Below are 18930 nucleotides of genomic sequence, written 5' to 3' on the forward strand. Positions count from 1 at the left end.
CTGGTTGGAACTCCATTATTTGCCATCAATCCCGCTTCAGCGGCCTGAAGCTCATCCGGTGCAGCGGGCAAGGCCCGTGGCTTTCGATGGCGCGCAGGTGGGCCGGCGTGCCGTAACCGGCATGGCCTTCAAAGCCGTAGGATGTGTGTACCACACCCGCGCGTTCCATCATCCGGTCGCGGGTCACCTTGGCGATGATCGAGGCGGCGGCGATGGAGAGGGAGCGGGAATCGCCCTTGATGACGGCTTTGGCCTCGCAGGCAATGCCGGGCGGGCGGTCGCGGCCGTCGGCCAGCACGAGGGCAGGGGAGATTTCGAGACCGAGCACGGCGCGGCGCATGGCGTCGAGGCTGGCGCGCAGGATATTCATGCTGTCGATCAGGCCGGGGCCGGAAGAGGCGACGGATACGATCGAGGTTTCCATGATCTGTACGAACAGGCTTTCCCGCTTCTGCTTCGTCAGTTTCTTGGAATCGTCCATCCCCTTGGGAATATTGTCCGGATCGAGAATGACGGCTGCCGCAACCACCGGTCCGGCCAGAGGTCCCCGGCCTGCCTCATCTGTGCCGGCCACGGGCCAGAGGCCCTTCTTTTTCGCTTCCAGTTCGAAGGAAAAATCGGGGCCGGTATCGGCAAGATCAAAAAGAGCAGGAGAATCGGGTGTGGCCGTGCGTTTCATGCGGCGAAACTGGCACACACACCCGATCTCCTGCAAGCCCCCGGAAGCGGGCGATGACAGGCATGGTGAGCCGGGGTCAAGGGGCGTGGCTCACCGTGCCCCGAAGGTCATCATGACCTTTGATCCTCCAACGGGGCGGCGGAGGAAAAACGATCGCACGCGAGGCGGCGGTTCCGGGGGCGATGTCCGGTGGGCCAGGGAAAACCCGCCGGGCATTTCGTGGGAGTGTGGCCGGTCTAAAAAAGAGGCTGCCGCTCCCTGTCATATTCTGCCTGATATCGCCGCACGTTGCGTATGGTGCTTCGATCAGGCGGAGTTGTTTTCAGCGTCGGTCTTTCAAAGCAGCGACAATTGCACGCCTGCACCGCCCGGCGGCACGAAAAGATCGTCGCGCAGGTGGATGCCGCGACGGATGAGGCCGAGCCTTTTTGTCGCCATCTCGAAACGCCTGCCGATCTGCCAGGCATAGGGGCCGGCGCCCTTCATGCGTTTTCCAAATTCCGCGTCATAATCCTTGCCGTCGCGCATGGAGCGCACCAGCGACATGACATGACGGTAGCGGTCCGGATAGTTGCGCAGCAGCCAGTCGCGGAACAGCGGGCTCACCTCCAGCGGCAGGCGCAAAAGCACATAAGACGCTTCGGTGGCGCCGGCGGCCTTGCCGGCCTCGAGAATACGCTCGATCTCATGATCGTTAAGCGCCGGGATGACAGGCGCCATCATCACGGCCACGGGAATACCGGCCTCGGTCAGCGCCTTGACGGCTTCCAGCCGCTTCTCCGGCGTGGCGGCGCGCGGTTCCATGTTGCGCGCGAGCTTCCGGTCCAGTGTGGTGACGGAAATACCGACCTTGGCGAGCCCCTTTTTGGCCATGGGCGCCAGAATATCGATATCCCGCTTGATCAGCGCCGATTTGGTGACGATGGCGACGGGATGATCGGCCTTGGCCAGCACTTCCAGTATCTGCCGCATGATGCGCCATTCGCGCTCGATCGGCTGATAGGGATCGGTATTGGTGCCGATGGCGATCACCCGCGGCTTGTAGCCCGGCTTTGCCAGTTCCCGTTCCAGCAGCTTTGCCGCATCCGGCTTGGCGAAGAGCTTGGCTTCGAAATCCAGTCCGGCTGAAAGCCCCATATAGCTGTGCGTTGGGCGCGCAAAACAATAGATGCAGCCATGTTCGCAGCCGCGATAGGGATTGATGGAGCGGTCGAAGGGGATATCGGGCGATTCATTACGGGTGATGATGCTGCGCGGCTTTTCCACCTGCACCTCGGTGCGGAATTCCGGCATGTCCTCGAGAGTCTGCCAGCCATCGTCGAAAACCTCGTGCTGCAGGGTCTCGAAGCGTCCATCCGGGTTCAGCCCGGCACCACGGCCGCGACGGCGGTCGATCTCGATGCGCAAGCCGGATGCATCGGCCAGCGCATTGGCAATATCCGGCATATGGCTCGGCTGGAAGGCAGCCTGCCCCGAAAGCGTATGGTTTCTCATCTGGATGCTCCCAGGACGCCGCACGCCTCTCAAGGCACGCTCAACGCCCTAAACCGTTTCCATCCGAACAGGCTTTCAACCGCCTCCCGAATGATTAAATTCCTACATCAGGAATGAGAACAATACAAGAACAAAATTGCAAATTCGGCTCGTTCTCCAGAGATGGATGTGACCGCGACAGGCACGGCCACGTCCGCAGACTTTGCGGTCGGTGGCATGGACAGCCTTGGATTTTACCGTGATGAGCATAGTGGCAATTTATTGTGCGATGCGTTAGAGCTATCCAGATGTTGACAGTCATAATGGAATGCCGGGATCACGAGCCGGAACTGGCGCACACATTGTCTGCGCTTGTAACCGGGGCCGTGGAAGGGCTTGTAAGCGATGTTGTGATTCTCGATCACGGTTCGCGCGATGGATCGTCGCGCGTCGCCGATGCCGCCGGCTGCCGTTTTTATGGGCAATGGGACATCGAGGACGTGGTGAAGTCCGCACGCGGCGGCTGGCTGCTTCTGATCGAGCCGGGCGCGCGCCCGCAGGCGGGCTGGATCGACGAGATTCTCGAATATGTGGCGATCTGCGCGCAGCCGGCCCGTTTCTCGCCCTCGCGCTATCACCGGCGCAATGTCTTCAGCCGTATGCTGCGGCGTATTCCGCCATTGGAACACGGATATCTTCTGCCAAAGAAGCATGCCGTGTCGATTGCGAAATCGGGCATGAGCCTGACGCAATTTGTCGGCGCGCAGAAACCGCGCCGGCTGAATGCGGAAATGGTGCCCGCCTGGGCGCTGCGAGCCTCGGCCTAACCTCGGGGGCCGCTTTACCCGGCCAGAACCTTGCCGGGGTTCATGATGCCGGCGGGATCGAAAGCGTGCTTGATGCGCCGCATCAGCTCCATTTCGATGCCGGGGCGGATGGCGGCCAGTTCGTCGCGCTTTAATTGCCCGATGCCGTGTTCGGCCGAAATGGAACCGCCGAGCGACAGCACGATGCCGTGCACGATCTCGTTCATGTCCCGCCAGCGGCCAATGAATTCTGCCTTGTCGGCACCCACCGGCTGGGAAATATTGTAGTGAATATTGCCGTCGCCCAAATGTCCGAAGGCGCAGACGCGGGCGCCGGGTATGGCAGCAAGAACCGCCTTTTCCGCCGTCGCCATGAATTCCGGTATTTTCGACACCGGAACAGAAACATCGTGCTTGATGGAGCCGCCTTCGGGTTTCTGCGCCTCCGACATGCTTTCGCGCATGTGCCAGAGAGCCTGCCGCTGCGCTTCGGACGCGGCGATCACCGCATCCTGAACCAGCCCGGCCTCAAAACCGCGCTCCAGCAGCGATTGCATCATGCTATCCGCCGTTTCGGCCGAGTCGGAGGTGGAAATATCGATGAGCGCGTACCACTCATGCGGCTGTTCCAGGGGATCGCGCACGCCGGGAATATGCCGGGCGGTGAATTCGACGCCGATTCGTGGCATGAGTTCGAAACCGGTCAGCGCCGTGCCGCATAGGTTGGAGGCCATCTCGAACAGCTTCAGCGCGTCTTCGGTGGAGGTGAGCCCCGCAAAGGCCACCTGATGGCCGAGCGGCTTCGGAAAGAGCTTCAGCACCGCGCCGGTGATGATGCCAAGCGTACCTTCGGAACCGATGAAGAGATCGCGCAGATCGTAACCCGTATTGTCCTTTTTCAGCCGGCGCAGCCCGTTCCAGATTTCGCCGGTCGGCAGCACCACTTCCAGCCCAAGGCAAAGCTGGCGCATATTGCCATAGGCGAGCACGGCCGTGCCGCCGGCATTGGTGGCGAGATTGCCGCCGATGCGGCAGGAACCCTGCGAGCCGAGCGACAGCGGGAACATCCGCTCCACGGAATCGGCAGCCTTGTGGATGTCATCGAGAATGCAGCCGGCATCGGCGACGATGATATTGGCGACCGGATCGATATCGCGAACGCGGTTCATGCGCTCCAGCGACAGGATGATGTCCGCTCCTTCGGCACGCGGTGTCTGGCCGCCCACGAGGCCGGTATTGCCGGTCTGCGGCACGATGGCGGTGCCGGTCTCGCTGGCGAGCTTCAGGATGGCGGCAACCTCTTCGACCGAACCGGGCTTGATGAGCAGCGGCGAGGCGCCGCGATAAAGCCCGCGATTTTCCACAAGGCGCGGCGCCATTTCCGCCGGGTCGCGGACCGCGTTTTTTTCGCCGACAATGGCGGCAAAGCGGTCGAGGATGTCGGAGGAGGGGATGGCGGTGGTCGTCATGGGCGGCGTCTCGCTGTCTTTTGAAACATGGGCGAAAGGATTGGGTGCCGTCAGCCTCGCGGCGCGGCGGCGCGGGAAAGGCGGTCGTTGATCGCCTCTCCGAGACCATGGGTGGGAATGGCGGTGATGGCGATCATGTCTGCGCCGCTCGCATCGGCGGCTTTCAGATAATCGAACAGATTGGCGGCGGCCTCGGAAAGATCGCCGGAGGGGCTGAGATCGAGCACGGTGCGCGCCGTCTCTTCGCCGGCAATGGCGATGCCGCCGAAGCGGATCAGCGCTTCGCCCGGCAGAACCGATGTGGCGTGAAGGCGCACGGCAGCACCCGGCGCGTAATGCGAGGCCAGCATTCCCGGCGCTTCAATGGCGGCGGCGGCTTTTTTCGGCCGTTCAAGCCGTTTGCCGGCAATGCGCTCTATGTCCGCGGTGACGATGCCGCCGGGACGAAGCAGCCGCACCCGGCCATCCTCTTCCACCTTGACGATGGTGGATTCGACGCCGACGGCGGCGGCCCCGCCATCGAGAATGAGATTGATCTTCTGACCGAGATCCGCCTCCACATGGGCGGCGCTTGTCGGGCTGATCTTGCCGGAACTATTGGCGCTGGGGGCGGCGAGCGGCCTGTCGAAGCGGCGGATCAGATCGCCGGCAAAACCCTGCGGCACACGAATGCCGACCGTATCGAGACCGGCTGTCGCCAGCGAATGAATGTCGCTCGCCGGTTTCAGCGGCAGCACCAGCGTCAGCGGGCCGGGCCAGAAGGCCTCGGCGAGCTTCAGCGATATGGGGTCGAAGACGGCGTAACGTTCGGCCATGGCGATATCGGCCATGTGGCAGATCAGGGGGTTGAACTGCGGCCGGCCTTTTGTCTCGTAAATGCGGGTAATCGCCGCCGGATTGGTGGCGTCGGCGGCAAGGCCGTAGACCGTTTCCGTCGGCAGGGCGATGGGCTGGCCGGCGGCAAGCTCCGCCACGGATGCCTGCAGGGCCGTTTCCCGCTCTTTGTCTATATCGATATGACGCGCCATGATGCTGCCTTTCAAGGCGGTCAATAGCGTATTTCAGGGCAGAGTGGGAAGCGCTAATGCATGTCGCCCGAAAGTGGTCGCCGGTTTCGGGATAACGACATGCATAAAACAAAAATAAAGCGCCCAAGGCGCTTTATGGCTTTTATATCGCCTTGATGATCCTGCGCATCTCCTCGGACCGCGCGCCGAGCATGAGCACGTTTTTCAGCGCCACCCGCGGATCGTGGGTCTGGAACAGCAGGCCGCCGCGATGCACGGAGGTATCGACGGCGAGTTCCTGATCGGGAAGCGCGTTGATGGCGACGGCGAAATACATCCGCGAATAGCGCGCATCGATATTTTCGAAGAAGTTTTCGGCCCCGCTCAGCTCGGCGAAGAAATTCGCGAAATAGAAGGACCAGAGCACATGGCGCTCGGCATCGAAGCTGGTTTTCGCCGCAGTGACGTGACAATAGCCGAGATGCGGCCGGTCATTGAGCAGATGGTGAAAAACCATCTTCGGAAAACGGATGGACTGGTGAAAGCCGTTCAGACGGCTGTGGGTGGCATCGGCGGCAGCTTCCAGCTTTCGCCCGGTCAGCGCAGCCACTTCGTCATGGCTGTAATAGACGCGTTCTTTCGGCAGCCATCGCTCTTCATAACGGCTGATGCGCCCTGTCCGCAGGAAATCGGAATGCGCGGTCTTCGAGCGTATCGGTGTGAGCGAATGCCTGCTCGCATCGAAATAGCGTATGCGTGTCGCCTTCTCCACCGGGAACACCCTCGTTGCTGTCGATCCGGCAAGATAATTTAGGGCGCGTTAATACTCCGTTGCGCCGCATCCCCCGTTTTTTAATGGGTGGGGAGCAGGATGCGCGCCATCATGCGTCATATTGCGACGTCATTTCCGTCATTGAATAGCTGTCGGATTTCCCAGCGGAATGGGCTGAGAGGGCGAATTGCGCATGTCGCAATTTGTCGCCAATGCGGAAGGTAATGTCGCTGTTTGTGCTGCCGCAAATGAGCGCCGGTGTTTAGATGAGTACATGCTTCCGCAACCCCGCAAATGGTGTCGGGCAGGGCGGTTTGATCGAGGATTTGGCCATGGAATTGCGTGATACCGTATTGCGCCAGCTGAAAAACCGCCGCGAAGGCTTCAGCCTGGAACAGCCCTTCTACACGGACCCGGATTATTTCAAGCTGGATATGGAAACGATCTGGTATCGCGACTGGCTGTTTGTCGGCCATGATTGCGAAGTGTCTAAATCCGGCAGCTATTTCACCGTGCAGGTCGGGGCCTATTCCGTGGTCATCGTTCGCGGTCGCGACGGGCAGATCCGCGCCTTCCACAATTCCTGCCGCCATCGCGGCTCCCGCGTTTGCACCACGCAGAAGGGCCAGTCGGCCCGCCTCGTCTGTCCCTATCACCAGTGGACCTACGATCTCGACGGCAAGCTGCTTTTTGCACGTCACATGGGAGAAGAGTTCGACAAGGGCGATTTCGGCCTGAAGCCGGTCGCCTGCGAAACCGTCGCCGGTTACGTCTTCATCTGCCTTGCCGATCAGCCGGCCGATTTCGAGCCCATGCGCAAGGAAGTCGAGAGCTACATGGCGCCGCACCGCATCTGGGAAGCGAAGGTCGCGCATGAGAGCACGATCATCGAAAAGGGCAACTGGAAGCTCGTCTGGGAAAATAACCGCGAGTGCTACCATTGCGCCGCCAACCACCCGGAACTCTGCCGCACCTATCCCGAAAACCCGAGCGTGACGGGAACGGACGGCGGTGCGAGCGATCCCGAGATCGGCGGCCACTGGGCGCGCTGCGAGGCCGCCGGCCTGCCGAGCCGTTTCAAGATCGACCCCAAGGGCCAGTTCCGCGTCGCCCGCATGCCGTTGATCGGCGAGGCGGAAAGCTACACCATGTCCGGCAAGCGCGCCGTGCGCCGGCCGCTGTCAGACGATGTCAGCATCAGCCATATCGGCGCGCTGCTCCTGTTCCATTACCCGACGACCTGGAACCACTTCCTCGGCGACCACACCATTTCCTTCCGGGTGCTGCCGCTCAGCGCCACGGAAACCATGGTCACCACCAAATGGCTTGTGCACAAGGATGCCGTCGAAGGCGTGGACTACGATCTCGAGGACCTCACCCACGTCTGGAACGAGACCAACGACCAGGACCGCCGCATCGTCGAGGAAAATGCCTTCGGCATTCGTTCCCCCGCCTACGAGCCCGGCCCCTATTCCATGGAGGACGAGGGCGGCGTGATGCAGTTCGTCAACTGGTACTCCGATTTCATGGTCGACCGGCTCTCCGGCGATAAGGCCCGGCTTTCGGCTGTAGCGTGATGCGAAGATGAATATGGTTGTGACCTATAAGCATATTGACGAGATGAAGCCATGGAGCGACAAGCTCCAGCTTCTGGAGTGCATCTCGGTGACGCCCGAGACGCCTGATGTGATGACGTTCCTGTTCCGCTCGGAGGATCAGAACTGGTTCCGTTATCTGCCGGGGCAGTTCGTCACCTTGGAATTGCCGGTGGGCAAGGAGCCGCTTTACCGCACCTACACATTGTCCTCCAGCCCGTCGCGGCCCTATGCGCTGTCGGTCACGGTCAAGGCGCAGGCCAACAGCATCGGCACGCGCTGGATGTTCGACAATCTGAAACCCGGCATGAAAATCCGGGCGCTCGGGCCGCTCGGCGATTTTTCTTACGTCAAGCATCCCGGCGACAAATATCTGTTCATCTCGGCAGGCTCCGGCGTTACGCCAATGATGTCGATGGTGCGCGACATGAGCGACCGCGCGCCGCAGAGCGATATTGCCTTCATCAATTGTTCGCGTACCCCCGGCGATATCGTCTTCCGCCACGAGCTGGAATATCTCGCCCGCTTCATGCCGAACCTGTCTCTCGGCTTCATTGTCGAGAAATGCGGGCGCACCGATCTGTGGTCCGGGCTGAAGGGCATGGTCGACAAGGCCAAGATCGCGCTGCTCGCGCATGATTTCATGGAGCGCACCGTCTTCTGCTGCGGGCCGGAGCCGTTCATGGCCGCCGTCCGCTCGATGCTCGATGCCTCCGGCTTCGACATGAGCCGCTATCATCAGGAAAGCTTCGCGCCGGCCGCGCCGGTCACTGTTGGTGAAGCCGTGCTTACCGGTGCGGATGGCGAAGCGCTGTCGATGGTGGGTTTCACCCTTTCCGGTAAAGAAATGCCCTGCCAGCCAGGCCAGACGGTTCTGATGACGGCGCGCGCCGCCGGGGTCCGTATCGGGGCGGCCTGCGAATCGGGGATTTGCGGCACCTGCCGGGTGCTGAAGCTTTCCGGTGAGGTGGAGATGAACCACAATGGCGGCATTCTCGATGAGGAAATCGAGGAAGGCTATATTCTCGCCTGCTGCTCACGCCCGTTGACCGATGTAAAGGTGGAAGCCTGACACGAGCAGACGTTTCATTTCATACGTCTTTCCCCGGATGGTTGTCTTGGAACCAAATTTCTCTAAACTCGTTTGCACGTCATCGAATTCTTTTCGGGCATGAAACGGGGCTGTCCCATATCTCCGACAAGAGCGAGTGGGTGAAAAGGCGCGGGTCCAACGCGCTGAAGCAAACGGAGGAAGACCATGATGAATTTCCGGACAACGAGTGTCGCCACGGCGATGATCGTGTTCCTCACCAGCTTTACGCCGTCGCAGGCGTTCCAGGTCCCTGTTCCGATGCCCAAGCCGGCGGTTTCGACCGACAATGTCGTGCCGGTGCAGTACCGTGAATGGGACCGCCGATACGACCGCAGGCATGGCGACCGCATGTATCGCCCGCGCCCGCCGCGTGACGGCTATTATAACGGTCACCGCGGCTATCGCGATCGTCGTCCGGGTTACCGTTATCACAATGGTTACTGGTTCCCGCTCGCTGCCTTTGCGGCCGGTGCGATCATCGGCGGCGCCATGCAGCAGCCGCGTCCGACCTATGGCGGCAGCCATGTTTCCTGGTGCCAGAACCGCTGGCGGTCCTACCGTGCTTACGACAACAGCTATAGCCGAGCAGCGGTCCGCGCCGCATATGCGTATCGCCTTACAGCCGCTGACAGGATTTTCGAAAGCCCGAATTTTGATCCGGGCTTTTGTTTTGCCGCTGCCGGATCGGGTAAACGAAGCGTGATGGGATCGTTAATGCTGGGTTCAGGCGAAAACGCCTAGCCTGCAACCTGCAATGTTCCAGCCAGACCGAAAAACTGGCCGAATGAGAATAAAAAAGTGTTATTATTCACGGAGAACGGCCTGTTGACCGTCGTGAATGGAGGAAGTCAGATGAGAAGCTATATGAAGAATATCCTGGCTGTCGGTCTTTCTGCGATTGTGGTTGCGGGAGCGATTGTTCCGGCGGAAGCAGCAATGCCTTTGCCGATCGCGCCGAAGAGCGTTGAGACCGCAGGCAACGATGCCAGCAAGAATATCGTGAACGTGCAATATTGGCGTGATCGCGACGGCTGGGGCGATCGTCGCGGCTGGTATCGCGGCCACCGTGGTTATCGCGATTACCGCCCGGGCTATCGTCACCATGACGGTTACTGGTTCCCGCTCGCAGCCTTTGCGACGGGCGCGATCATCGGCGGCGCACTCTCGCAGCCGCGTGAAGTCTACCGCCCGGTACCGGAATATCGTCCGCGCCCGGTCTATCGCGAATATCGCCCGGTCTATCGTGGCGGCATGAGCCGCGCGCATGTGAACTGGTGCTATGGCCGCTATCGTTCCTACGATGCCTATAGCAACACGTTCCAGCCGTATCACGGCCCGCGCCAGCCCTGCTATTCGCCCTACGGCTGATAGAGCCGCTTCAATCGAAAGAGCCGTCCGGTAGCCACCGGGCGGCTTTTTGCTGTCACAAGATCCGTGCGCGCTTCAGCACGAACCAGGCGAGCGCAACCGAAATCACGATGAAGATGCTGGCCGACAGCGTGCCGCCCGTGCCGACGGTAAACGGCAGCTCATCCGTATTCATGCCGAAGAAACCGGTGACCAGCGATGGCGGCAGCAGGAATGCCGTCATCAGCGACAGGATATAAAGGTGCCGGTTGGTTTCCGACGAGAGTTTGGAATCGATTTCTTCATGCAGCAGCCTTGCCCGCTCCTGCAGGGCGTAGACATCGTGGTCGACAGCCTCCAGACGGCCCATCAGGCGTGAGGCGACATCCTCGAAACCGTCCGGCATCTCGTCATCATCGGCGGCCGAAGCCCGCCGCATCAGGGTCAGCACGGTGCGCAGATGCCGGTGCAGGCGAACCACCGTGCGGCGTAGCGGGGCAAGACGCCGCCGCTCGTCACGGTTCTCGCTGTCATAGACCATATCCTCGATGGCGTTCAGTTCTTCCGTCGTCTCCATCACCAGATTGATGAGCGAGCGCTGGAACTCCGCCACCAGCCCCTCGAACACATGCGATGGCGTGAGGTAACGGTTGGAATTCTTGTCGACCGCCGCTTTTAGCCGGTCCACCGAATGCAGCGGCTGCAGGCGGGTGGTGATGATGAAACGGTCGCTCACTGCAAAATGCAGCCAGCCGAAATCGCGCGTTTCCTTGTCGAATTCCCGCTGGAAATCGACCAACGTGCCATAGAGCGATTTTTCATCGACCACGATGGACGGATGCGTCTCATGGGTCGTAAGGCTTGCCCGCGCCGCCGGATCGAGACCCTCTATGGTCTCGAGAAAACCCGCCACACGCTGATCGGCGAGGTTGAGATGCAGCCAGAAGAAGCCTTCGCACTCTGCCATTTCGTGAAAGCCGGCATCGGGCGCGAGCCGCCGGCAGGGGGCCGTACCGGGATGAAATTGATAGGCCCAGACAAGGCCGGGAATAACGGGCGTTACGAGATCCATCGTGGCAGTCCTGACCGGCTGGATGGGAGGAGGGAGGCGTCCGTCGTGCCGGTGTGGGAGCGGCGGCGGCGAGGCGCCTTTCAGCGCATGCTGAGCAAATTCATATGACAGTTTTATAACAATCCCGCCGAAATGACGGGAATTTTCAAATTGACGTTTACGTAAAAATCATTTAGCCCGAAGGCAGTAGCAAGATGCCAGAGCTTCGGGAGGAGGCAGCATGTATAGCGCGCCGGTGGACGATATCGCCTTTACACTCAAACATGTAGCGGGTCTTGAAGACGCGCTATCGACGGGTGCGCTGGGAGACCTTGGGGAAGATCTGGTCGATGCCATTCTGCACGAAGCCGGCCGTTTTGCCACGGCAGAGGTCGCGCCGCTTGCCGAGATCGGCGACCGACAGGGCGCAAAGCTTACCGACGGCAAGGTGACGACACCGGATGGCTGGGCCGATCTTTACCGCCGCTGGGCGGAAGCGGGCTGGAACAGCCTGACGGCGCCGGAAGAATTCGGCGGCCAGAACCTGCCGCATATGCTGAATGTCGCCGCACTCGAAATGTGGAATTCCGGCTCCATGGCCTTTGCGCTGGCGCCGACGCTGACCATGGGCGCGGTGGAAGCCCTTGTCGCCCACGGCAGCGATGACCTCAAGCGCACCTATCTGCCGAAACTCGTCTCCGGCGAATGGACCGGCACGATGAACCTCACCGAGCCGCATGCGGGTTCTGACCTCGGTGTCCTGAAGACCCGGGCGGAGCGCAATGGCGACGGCACCTATCGCATCTTCGGGCAGAAGATTTTCATCACCTGGGGCGAACACGATGCGGCGGACAATATCATCCACCTCGTTCTCGCCCGCCTGCCGGATGCGCCGGCCGGCACGCGTGGCATCTCGCTGTTCCTCGTGCCGAAATTCCTGCCCGATGACAACGGCGCGCCGGGCAGCCGCAACGATCTGTTCTGCCATTCGCTGGAACACAAACTCGGCATTCACGGCTCGCCCACCTGCACGATGATTTTCGGCGACGGCAAATTCGGTGACGAAAAGGGCGCTCTCGGCTGGTTGATCGGCGAGGAGAACAAGGGGCTCGCCTGCATGTTCACCATGATGAACAACGCCCGCCTTGCCGTTGGCATGCAGGGCGTGGCGATCTGCGAAGCGGCGACCCAGAAGGCCATCGAATATGCCAGGGAGCGCACGCAGGGCAAGGCGCCCGGCTGGCAAGGCTCCGGCATGAGCCCGATCATCGAACACCCGGATATCGCCAGAACGCTTCTGACGATGAAGGCGCTGACGCAAGGATCACGGGCGATTTCCTTCAGCTGTGCGCATGCCATCGACATGGCGCATGCGACTGAAGACGCCCGGCAGCGCGCTCACTGGCAGGAGCGCGCTGCCCTTTTGACACCCATCGCCAAATCCTTCTCCACCGATGCTGGCGTCGATGTCGCCTCCATGGGCATTCAGGTGCATGGCGGCATGGGCTTTATCGAGGAAACCGGCGCGGCGCGTTATCTGCGTGATGCCCGCATCGCGCCGATCTATGAAGGCACCAACGGCATTCAGGCCATCGATCTGGTGCTGCGCAAGCTGCCGCTCTCCGAAGGCGCGCAAGTGCGCGGTTTCATCGCCGAACTGCGCGAGATCGCCGCCCGCACAGCCGCGTCGAACCGCGACGATCTCGGCGAGACCGGCCGTTATCTCGAAGCGAGCCTTGGCGATCTGGAAACGGCGACCGACTGGCTGCTGGACCGCATCAAGGCAGGCGAAACCGAAACCGCGCTCGCCGGCGCGACGCCCTATCAGCGCCTTTTCGGTCTGGCGCTCACCGGCGCCTATCTCGCCAAGGGCGCATTGGCCGCCGTCGACGATGGCAGGAGCGGGCATCGCGCAGCCCTTTGCCGTTTCGCTGCGGAGAATCTGCTGGCGGAAACGGCGGCGCTGAAGGACCGCGTTATATCAGGCGCGGCAAGCCTTGCCGCCGCCCGCACCGTATTGGCTTGAGGAGCTTCAGATGTCGGACGAACATATTCTCGTCGAGCGCGTCGGCCATGCGCCGGAAGTCTTGACCATCCGCTTCAACCGGCCGGACAAGAAAAACGCCATCACCGATGCCATGTATCTGCGCATGGCAGACGCCCTGCAGGCCGCCAATGCGGACCCGGAAATTCGCGTCGTCGCCTTTCTCGGCACGGAAGGCTGCTTCTCCGCCGGTAACGACATGGCCGATTTTCTGGCCTTCGCCATGTCGGGCGGCAAGGGCAAGCTTGCCGCGCTTGAGCTTCTGAAAGCGCTCGTCGCTTTCGAAAAGCCCATGGTATCCGGCGTCGACGGGCTCGCCATCGGAATCGGCACGACGCTGAACCTGCATTGCGACCTGACGGTCGCTTCCAGCCGCAGCCTGTTCAAGACCCCATTCGTGGATTTGGCGCTGGTGCCGGAAGCGGCCTCCAGCCTGCTCGTGCCGAAGCTCATGGGACACCAGCGCGCCTTTGCGCTGCTTGCCATGGGCGAAGGTTTTACTGCTGAACAGGCGTTGCAGGCCGGGATGATCTGGAAAGTCGTCGCCCCTGAACATGTGGAGAGCGAAACGCTGGCGCTTGCCACCCGGCTTGCGGCCAAACCGCAGCAGGCGCTGAAGATCGCCCGCGATCTGGTTCGCGGCAACCCGGACGATCTTCTCGCCCGCATCGAAGAGGAAGGCCGTCATTTCATCGCGCAGCTGCAAAGCGCCGAAGCGCGCGCCGCCTTCGAGGCATTCATGCGCCGTTAAGCGTTCCGGCAGGAATTCCTTGCGGTTAAGCAACCGGGCAATATGGGTTGGGTTAAATAATGCAACGTCATCGCCCGAAAGCCACCCGCATGCGTCACGTCGTTTTCGCCCTGTCCGTCTTCCTCTGCGCCGCCACTGTCACTGAAGCGGCGGCGATAACGCGCCCTCCGGCGGCTGCCGCCGGCAATGTCATTCTGGCGCAATCCGTCATTACCGAAGACGATGGCTCGGATTATTATTCCGGCCGCAACCGCGACCGCCAGCGCCGCGCCCGTTTCGTCTGCGTCATCACCCCGCCGGAGAGCGCCAATCGCCGCCGGCCCTATGTCTGCCCCATTGAGCGGGGCCGCGTGGGCGGCGCCTGCCGCTGCTCGGGCGTGGTCGGTAACGGCACTGTCGATACGGCCTGGTGATTATTTCTCCAGCGTCGCCACCGCTTCCACATGCGGCGACCACAGGAACTGATCGACCGGCGTGACGCGGGTGATGCGATAGCCGCCTTCCGTAAGGATGGTGAGATCGCGCGCAAGCGTCAGCGGATTGCAGCTCACCGCAACGATCTTCTTCACCGTGCTGCGGGCCAGTTCCTTGCACTGGAATTCCGCACCGGCGCGCGGCGGATCGAACACGACAGCATCGTAATTCTTCAGTTCGCTTGTCATCAGCGGCCGGCGGAAGAGGTCGCGTTTCTCGACGCTCACCGGCTTCAGGCCCTGCGTGTTGCGGGCGGCAAAATCCAGCGCCTTCAGCGGCTTGTCTTCTGCTTCCACCGCATGCACCTTGCCGATGCGTGCGAGCCTTAGCGCGAAGGTGCCGGAACCGCAGAAGAGATCGGCAATGCGCTTCGATTTGCCGATATGGGCAAGCACCAGCTCGGCCATGGCGTCTTCCGCCTGCTTCGTCGCCTGCGTGAAACTGCCGGCCGGGGGTGAAACCGCAACGCCGCCGAATTCGATGATCGGCTTTTGCGGTTCGATCAGGATTTCACCTGAGAGCGAAACACGGGCAATGCCGCGCATGGGGAGCACCGTTTCCGTGAGGGTGCGCCGCTGCTTGTCGCTGACCGACTTGATGCCTTCGACCGAAATATCGAGACCGGAGAGCGTTTCGAGAACGGTCATGCGGAATGGTTCGGCATTCGCCACCATGGAAAGCCCGATGGCGCGGATGGCATCCAGCCGCGAAACGATGCCGGGCGAGGTGACGGGACATTCCTCGATAGCGACGATGTGATGGCTGTTCGCCTGGCTGAAACCGAGCAGCAGACCCTTTTCCGTCTTGCGGGCGGCAAACACCGCGCGGCGGCGCTCGCCGGGGCGACAGATGACGAGATCGTCCACCGGCGGCGTCAGGCCCTTTGATTTCAGTGCCGAAACCACCAGCTCCCGCTTGTAGGCATGGTAAGGTTGATCGGAAAGATGCTGCAGCGAACAGCCGCCGCAGGTGCCGTTCTTGCCATCGGGGCCGAAATGGCGGCAGGCCGGTTCACGGCGCTCCGCCGAGGCCTCCGTTATCGACATGACGGTGCCGTGATCTTTCACCTTCGCAATCGCGACCGTTTCGCCGGGCAGCGCGAAGGGCACATAGACCGGGCCGTCGGGACAGTGCGCGATGCCGTCGCCCTGCGCGCCGAGGCTCTTGATGGTGACGGTCTGTGTGCTCATGGCTTTTCGCCTCCGAGAAGAAATTCGATGTTGCCGTCGCCGCCGGAAATCGGCGAGGGAATGAGGCCGAGGCTTTTCCAGCCCATGTCCTCGGTCAGCCAGCGTTCCAGTTCGGCGGCCACGGCAGGCGCCGTTTCCGGTTCTTTCAACAGTCCGGCCTTGCTGATGGCGTCACGCCCCGCCTCGAATTGCGGCTTCACCAGCAGAACCGCGAGAGCGCCGGTTTCCGCAAGCTCGAGTGCCGGCGCAAGCGCAAGCTTCAGCGAAATAAAGGACACGTCGGAGACGATGAAGCCGATGGGCCGGTCATCGATATCTTCCGCCGTCAGGAAGCGCGCATTCAGCCCTTCCAGATTGGTCACGCGCAGATCGTTCTCGATTCTGGCATGCATCTGCCCGTGGCCGACATCGATGGCGGTGACGTGTTTTGCGCCGCGCTCCAGCAGTACCTCGGTGAAGCCGCCGGTCGAAGCGCCGACATCGAGACAGTCATGGCCCGACGGGTCGAGCCGGAAATGATCGAGCGCGGCCACGAGCTTCAGCGCTGCGCGCGAAACATAGGCCTGCGCCGGATCGCTGATGGCGATTTCGGCATCGCCGGCGACGGTCTGGCTCGGTTTGGTGACGATTTTACCGTTGACGCTCACGGTGCCGCGTGCAACCGCGTCGCGCGCACGCGAGCGGCTGGCGAAGTGGCCGAGCGACACGAGAAGCTGGTCAAGCCGTTCATTTTCAGATGTTTTGGACATGGTCCCGTGTCAATGACCGCCAAACCCCGCCGATGCAAGCGATTTATCGCTGAAAGGGACCGACGATGCCCGCTGTCGCCCATTGATGTTGCACCGCAAAGTCAGAATGTTCGATTAATCCAATATAAAGGCTTGTATTGCACTTTGTGCACAAGGCCCGTGCGGCCACCGGAACCTGCCATGACGGCATCTCCTCCCATCCACAAAATTGCGGCCGTTGCAGCGCAGACGCTTGCTTCGAGGCATCGGGTCGCCGAGAGAGTTTGCGATGTCGCTTAAAAACCTCCCCATCAATCTGAAGCTCATAGCCACCTTCTGTGCCTTGATGAGCGTGTGCCTGCTCGCTTCCGCGGTCGTATTCTGGCAGACGCTGGGGAGCGAGCGTGTCACGATCGAAAACAACCGTACCAAGGATATCATCCAGGCCGTGGATGGCGCGACGGCAGCCATGCTGGAACAGGCCGTCAATCAGCGTGGCTTCCTGCTGTTTCGCAGCGACAGCACCTATAACGATGTATTCGCCCAGCGCGACCTGATGCTGAAGAAGCTCGATGAGGCCCGCGCGCTGGCCGTCGGCCGGCCGGACATTCTGACATCCATCGACGACATGCAGAAATCCGCCACCGTGTTCTTCAAGGAACTGGCGGAACCGCAGATCGCCGCACGCAAGACGACCGAAGCGCCGATTTCCGAAATCATCGAAATCGGCCGCAATCAGGCCAAGGGCCAGCTCGATGGCTTCCGCGCCTCCGCCGCCAAGATCAAGGAGCAGTTGAACGGCCTGTCCGCCGCTTACGCGGCAGAACAGCAGGCAGCCGCACTGAACCTGAAATATGCGCTTCTGGGTGGCGGCGCTGTCGCCGGTCTTCTGGCCGTTGCCCTCATCTGGGCGTTGTCGCGCTCCATCGTCACGCCCATCGTTGGCATGACGGCGGCGATGAGCAGGCTCGCCGATGGCGATCTGACGACGGAAGTTCCCGCCACGGATCGTGGCGACGAAGTCGGCAAGATGGCGAAGGCCGTTCTGGTCTTCAAGGAAGCCGGGCTGGAAAAATCCCGCCTTGCCGGCGAGACCGATCGCATGCGCTCCGCGACGGAGGCTGAACGCCGCCGCAACGAGGAAGAAAAGGCCAAGGACGAGGCCGCCAGCGCTTTTGCCAGCGCCGAGCTTGGCAAGGGCCTTGCTGCTCTCGCGGATGGCGATCTTTCCTATCGCATCGAGACGCCTTTTGCGCCTGCCATCGATCCGGTTCGCGTGAATTTCAACAGCGCCGTCGAAAAACTCCAGCAGGCGCTGCGCACCGTCGGTGAGAACGCAGCCGCGATCAATGCCGGTGCTTCGGAAATGCTCTCCGCCGCCGACGACCTGTCGCGCCGCACCGAACAGCAGGCGGCCTCCATCGAGGAAACCGCCGCAGCCTTGGAAGAAGTCACCACCACGGTGCGCGATAGCGCCCGCGGCGCGGAAGATGCCGGCAATCTGGTCCAGCGCGCTCGCGCCGGTGCGGAAAAGTCCGGCGTCGTGGTCCGCAAGGCTGTTGCCGCCATGCGTGAAATCGAGAAGTCTTCGGGCGAAATCGGCAACATCATCGGTGTCATCGACGATATTGCCTTCCAGACCAACCTGCTGGCCTTGAACGCTGGCGTCGAAGCCGCCCGCGCCGGTGATGCAGGCAAGGGCTTTGCGGTGGTTGCGCAGGAAGTCCGCGAACTCGCCCAGCGTTCCGCCAATGCCGCCAAGGAAATCAAGACGCTGATCGGCGCTTCCAGCCAGCAGGTGGAAAACGGCGTCAATCTGGTCGACGAGACCGGCAAGGCTCTGGAACTCATCGTGGCGGAAGTCGAAGAGATCAATGCCCATGTCAGCGCCATCGTTGTCGCTGCCCGCGAACAGGCGACCGGCCTGCAGGAGATCAATACAGCCGTAAACACCATGGATCAGGGCACGCAGCAGAATGCCGCCATGGTGGAACAGCAGACCGCCGCCAGCCATTCGCTGGCCCGCGAAGCGGAAGCGCTGAACAGCCTGCTCGGCCAGTTCAGAATGGATGGCGCACGCGCTGCCGTTGCCAGCGCCGGCGGCTATTCCGCGCCGCGCCAGTCTTCCGCCAGGCCTGCCTTCCAGCCCGCGCCGGCCGCACCGGCCCGCAAGGCTCCGGTAAAATCGGCCTCCGCAACCGCAAGGCCTGTCGCCTCGCCGGCGCGTGCGCTTGGCCAGAGCCTCGCCCGCGCCTTCGGCGGTGCTGCCGAAGCACCGGCTGCCAAGGATCAGGACTGGACGGAGTTCTGAGCCGGGCTTTCAGATTGAACCTATGGATTGGGGGCCGAAAGGCTCCCTTTTTGCGTCGGTCATTTCAGACGGGAAACGCCGCTTGGAGTTTTTTCGCTTTTCTTCGAATCGCGAAAACACTCTAACTCTTTGTTTTGGCG

At 61.7% G+C, this 18930-nt stretch carries 16 protein-coding genes and 1 pseudogene; 9 read left to right on the plus strand and 8 right to left on the minus strand.

Annotated features, from left to right (window positions below; all coding sequences use genetic code 11):
* Positions 1-25: 25 nt before the first annotated feature.
* Together L901_RS24260 and L901_RS24265 are read right to left on the minus strand one after the other, a co-directional pair.
* On the minus strand, positions 26-679 hold the full coding sequence (locus tag L901_RS24260) for a ribonuclease HII (RefSeq protein WP_031233992.1): 654 nt from the start codon (positions 677-679) through the stop codon (positions 26-28).
* Between the two features lie 336 nt (positions 680-1015).
* Positions 1016-2173 (minus strand): PA0069 family radical SAM protein, encoded by a 1158-nt coding sequence (locus tag L901_RS24265; protein ID WP_020810756.1) that lies wholly within the window; start codon positions 2171-2173, stop codon positions 1016-1018.
* A gap of 287 nt (positions 2174-2460) precedes the next feature.
* Here L901_RS24265 and L901_RS24270 point away from each other — a divergent pair, with 287 nt between their 5' ends.
* Entirely contained in the window at positions 2461-2979 is a 519-nt protein-coding gene (locus L901_RS24270; RefSeq protein WP_003521054.1) for a hypothetical protein, read from the plus strand.
* A 14-nt stretch (positions 2980-2993) separates the two neighbouring features.
* Here the strand turns inward: L901_RS24270 and L901_RS24275 are convergent, their stop codons facing one another.
* From L901_RS24275 to L901_RS24285, 3 genes are all read right to left on the minus strand, one after another.
* A complete protein-coding gene (locus L901_RS24275; RefSeq protein ID WP_059760789.1) occupies positions 2994-4427 on the minus strand; it encodes an FAD-binding oxidoreductase in 1434 nt (477 codons plus the stop codon).
* Between the two features lie 50 nt (positions 4428-4477).
* On the minus strand, positions 4478-5455 hold the full coding sequence (locus L901_RS24280) for an L-threonylcarbamoyladenylate synthase (RefSeq protein WP_059760869.1): 978 nt from the start codon (positions 5453-5455) through the stop codon (positions 4478-4480).
* 142 nt (positions 5456-5597) lie between these two features.
* Positions 5598-6206 (minus strand): DUF6656 family protein, encoded by a 609-nt coding sequence (locus tag L901_RS24285; RefSeq protein ID WP_059760871.1) that lies wholly within the window; start codon positions 6204-6206, stop codon positions 5598-5600.
* A gap of 332 nt (positions 6207-6538) precedes the next feature.
* Between L901_RS24285 and L901_RS24290 the strand changes: the two genes are divergently transcribed.
* The 4 genes and pseudogenes from L901_RS24290 to L901_RS24305 all read left to right on the plus strand — a co-directional run bounded on the left by L901_RS24290 (position 6539) and on the right by L901_RS24305 (position 10262).
* The gene (locus L901_RS24290) at positions 6539-7783 is read left to right on the plus strand and encodes an aromatic ring-hydroxylating dioxygenase subunit alpha (RefSeq protein ID WP_059760874.1); all 1245 of its coding nucleotides are present in this window, start codon (positions 6539-6541) and stop codon (positions 7781-7783) included.
* Positions 7784-7790: 7 nt separating this feature from the next.
* Complete coding sequence (locus tag L901_RS24295; RefSeq protein WP_020808792.1) at positions 7791-8873, plus strand: hybrid-cluster NAD(P)-dependent oxidoreductase; 1083 nt, start codon at positions 7791-7793, stop codon at positions 8871-8873.
* A 186-nt stretch (positions 8874-9059) separates the two neighbouring features.
* A pseudogene (locus L901_RS24300) lies at positions 9060-9523 on the plus strand (BA14K family protein).
* A 223-nt stretch (positions 9524-9746) separates the two neighbouring features.
* Positions 9747-10262, plus strand: a complete 516-nt coding sequence (locus L901_RS24305) for a BA14K family protein (RefSeq protein WP_020808794.1) — start codon at positions 9747-9749, stop codon at positions 10260-10262.
* A 55-nt stretch (positions 10263-10317) separates the two neighbouring features.
* Here L901_RS24305 and L901_RS24310 read toward each other — a convergent pair whose 3' ends face one another.
* Positions 10318-11313, minus strand: a complete 996-nt coding sequence (locus L901_RS24310) for a transporter (RefSeq protein WP_059760791.1) — start codon at positions 11311-11313, stop codon at positions 10318-10320.
* Between the two features lie 220 nt (positions 11314-11533).
* On the opposite strand from L901_RS24310, the gene L901_RS24315 reads away from it, so the two are divergent.
* From L901_RS24315 to L901_RS24325, 3 genes are all read left to right on the plus strand, one after another.
* Positions 11534-13318, plus strand: coding sequence for an acyl-CoA dehydrogenase (locus L901_RS24315; protein ID WP_059760793.1), 1785 nt, complete (start codon positions 11534-11536; stop codon positions 13316-13318).
* A gap of 10 nt (positions 13319-13328) precedes the next feature.
* Complete coding sequence (locus L901_RS24320) at positions 13329-14087, plus strand: crotonase/enoyl-CoA hydratase family protein (protein ID WP_059760795.1); 759 nt, start codon at positions 13329-13331, stop codon at positions 14085-14087.
* Positions 14088-14176: 89 nt separating this feature from the next.
* Positions 14177-14500: a hypothetical protein gene (locus tag L901_RS24325; protein WP_059760797.1), complete on the plus strand. Its 324-nt coding sequence runs from the start codon at positions 14177-14179 to the stop codon at positions 14498-14500.
* On the opposite strand, the gene L901_RS24330 is transcribed toward L901_RS24325, so the two are convergent.
* Positions 14501-15751, minus strand: a complete 1251-nt coding sequence (locus L901_RS24330) for a class I SAM-dependent RNA methyltransferase (protein ID WP_059760799.1) — start codon at positions 15749-15751, stop codon at positions 14501-14503. It abuts the gene before it with no gap.
* Positions 15748-16500: a TlyA family RNA methyltransferase gene (locus tag L901_RS24335; RefSeq protein WP_059760801.1), complete on the minus strand. Its 753-nt coding sequence runs from the start codon at positions 16498-16500 to the stop codon at positions 15748-15750. Before L901_RS24335 ends, L901_RS24330 begins: the two co-directional genes overlap by 4 nt.
* 268 nt (positions 16501-16768) lie before the next feature.
* On the opposite strand from L901_RS24335, the gene L901_RS24340 reads away from it, so the two are divergent.
* Positions 16769-18790, plus strand: a complete 2022-nt coding sequence (locus L901_RS24340; protein WP_059760803.1) for a methyl-accepting chemotaxis protein — start codon at positions 16769-16771, stop codon at positions 18788-18790.
* Positions 18791-18930: the final 140 nt, after the last annotated feature.

It is taken from the genome of Agrobacterium sp. D14, from assembly GCF_001526505.1.
GTDB classification, from domain to species: domain Bacteria; phylum Pseudomonadota; class Alphaproteobacteria; order Rhizobiales; family Rhizobiaceae; genus Agrobacterium; species Agrobacterium leguminum.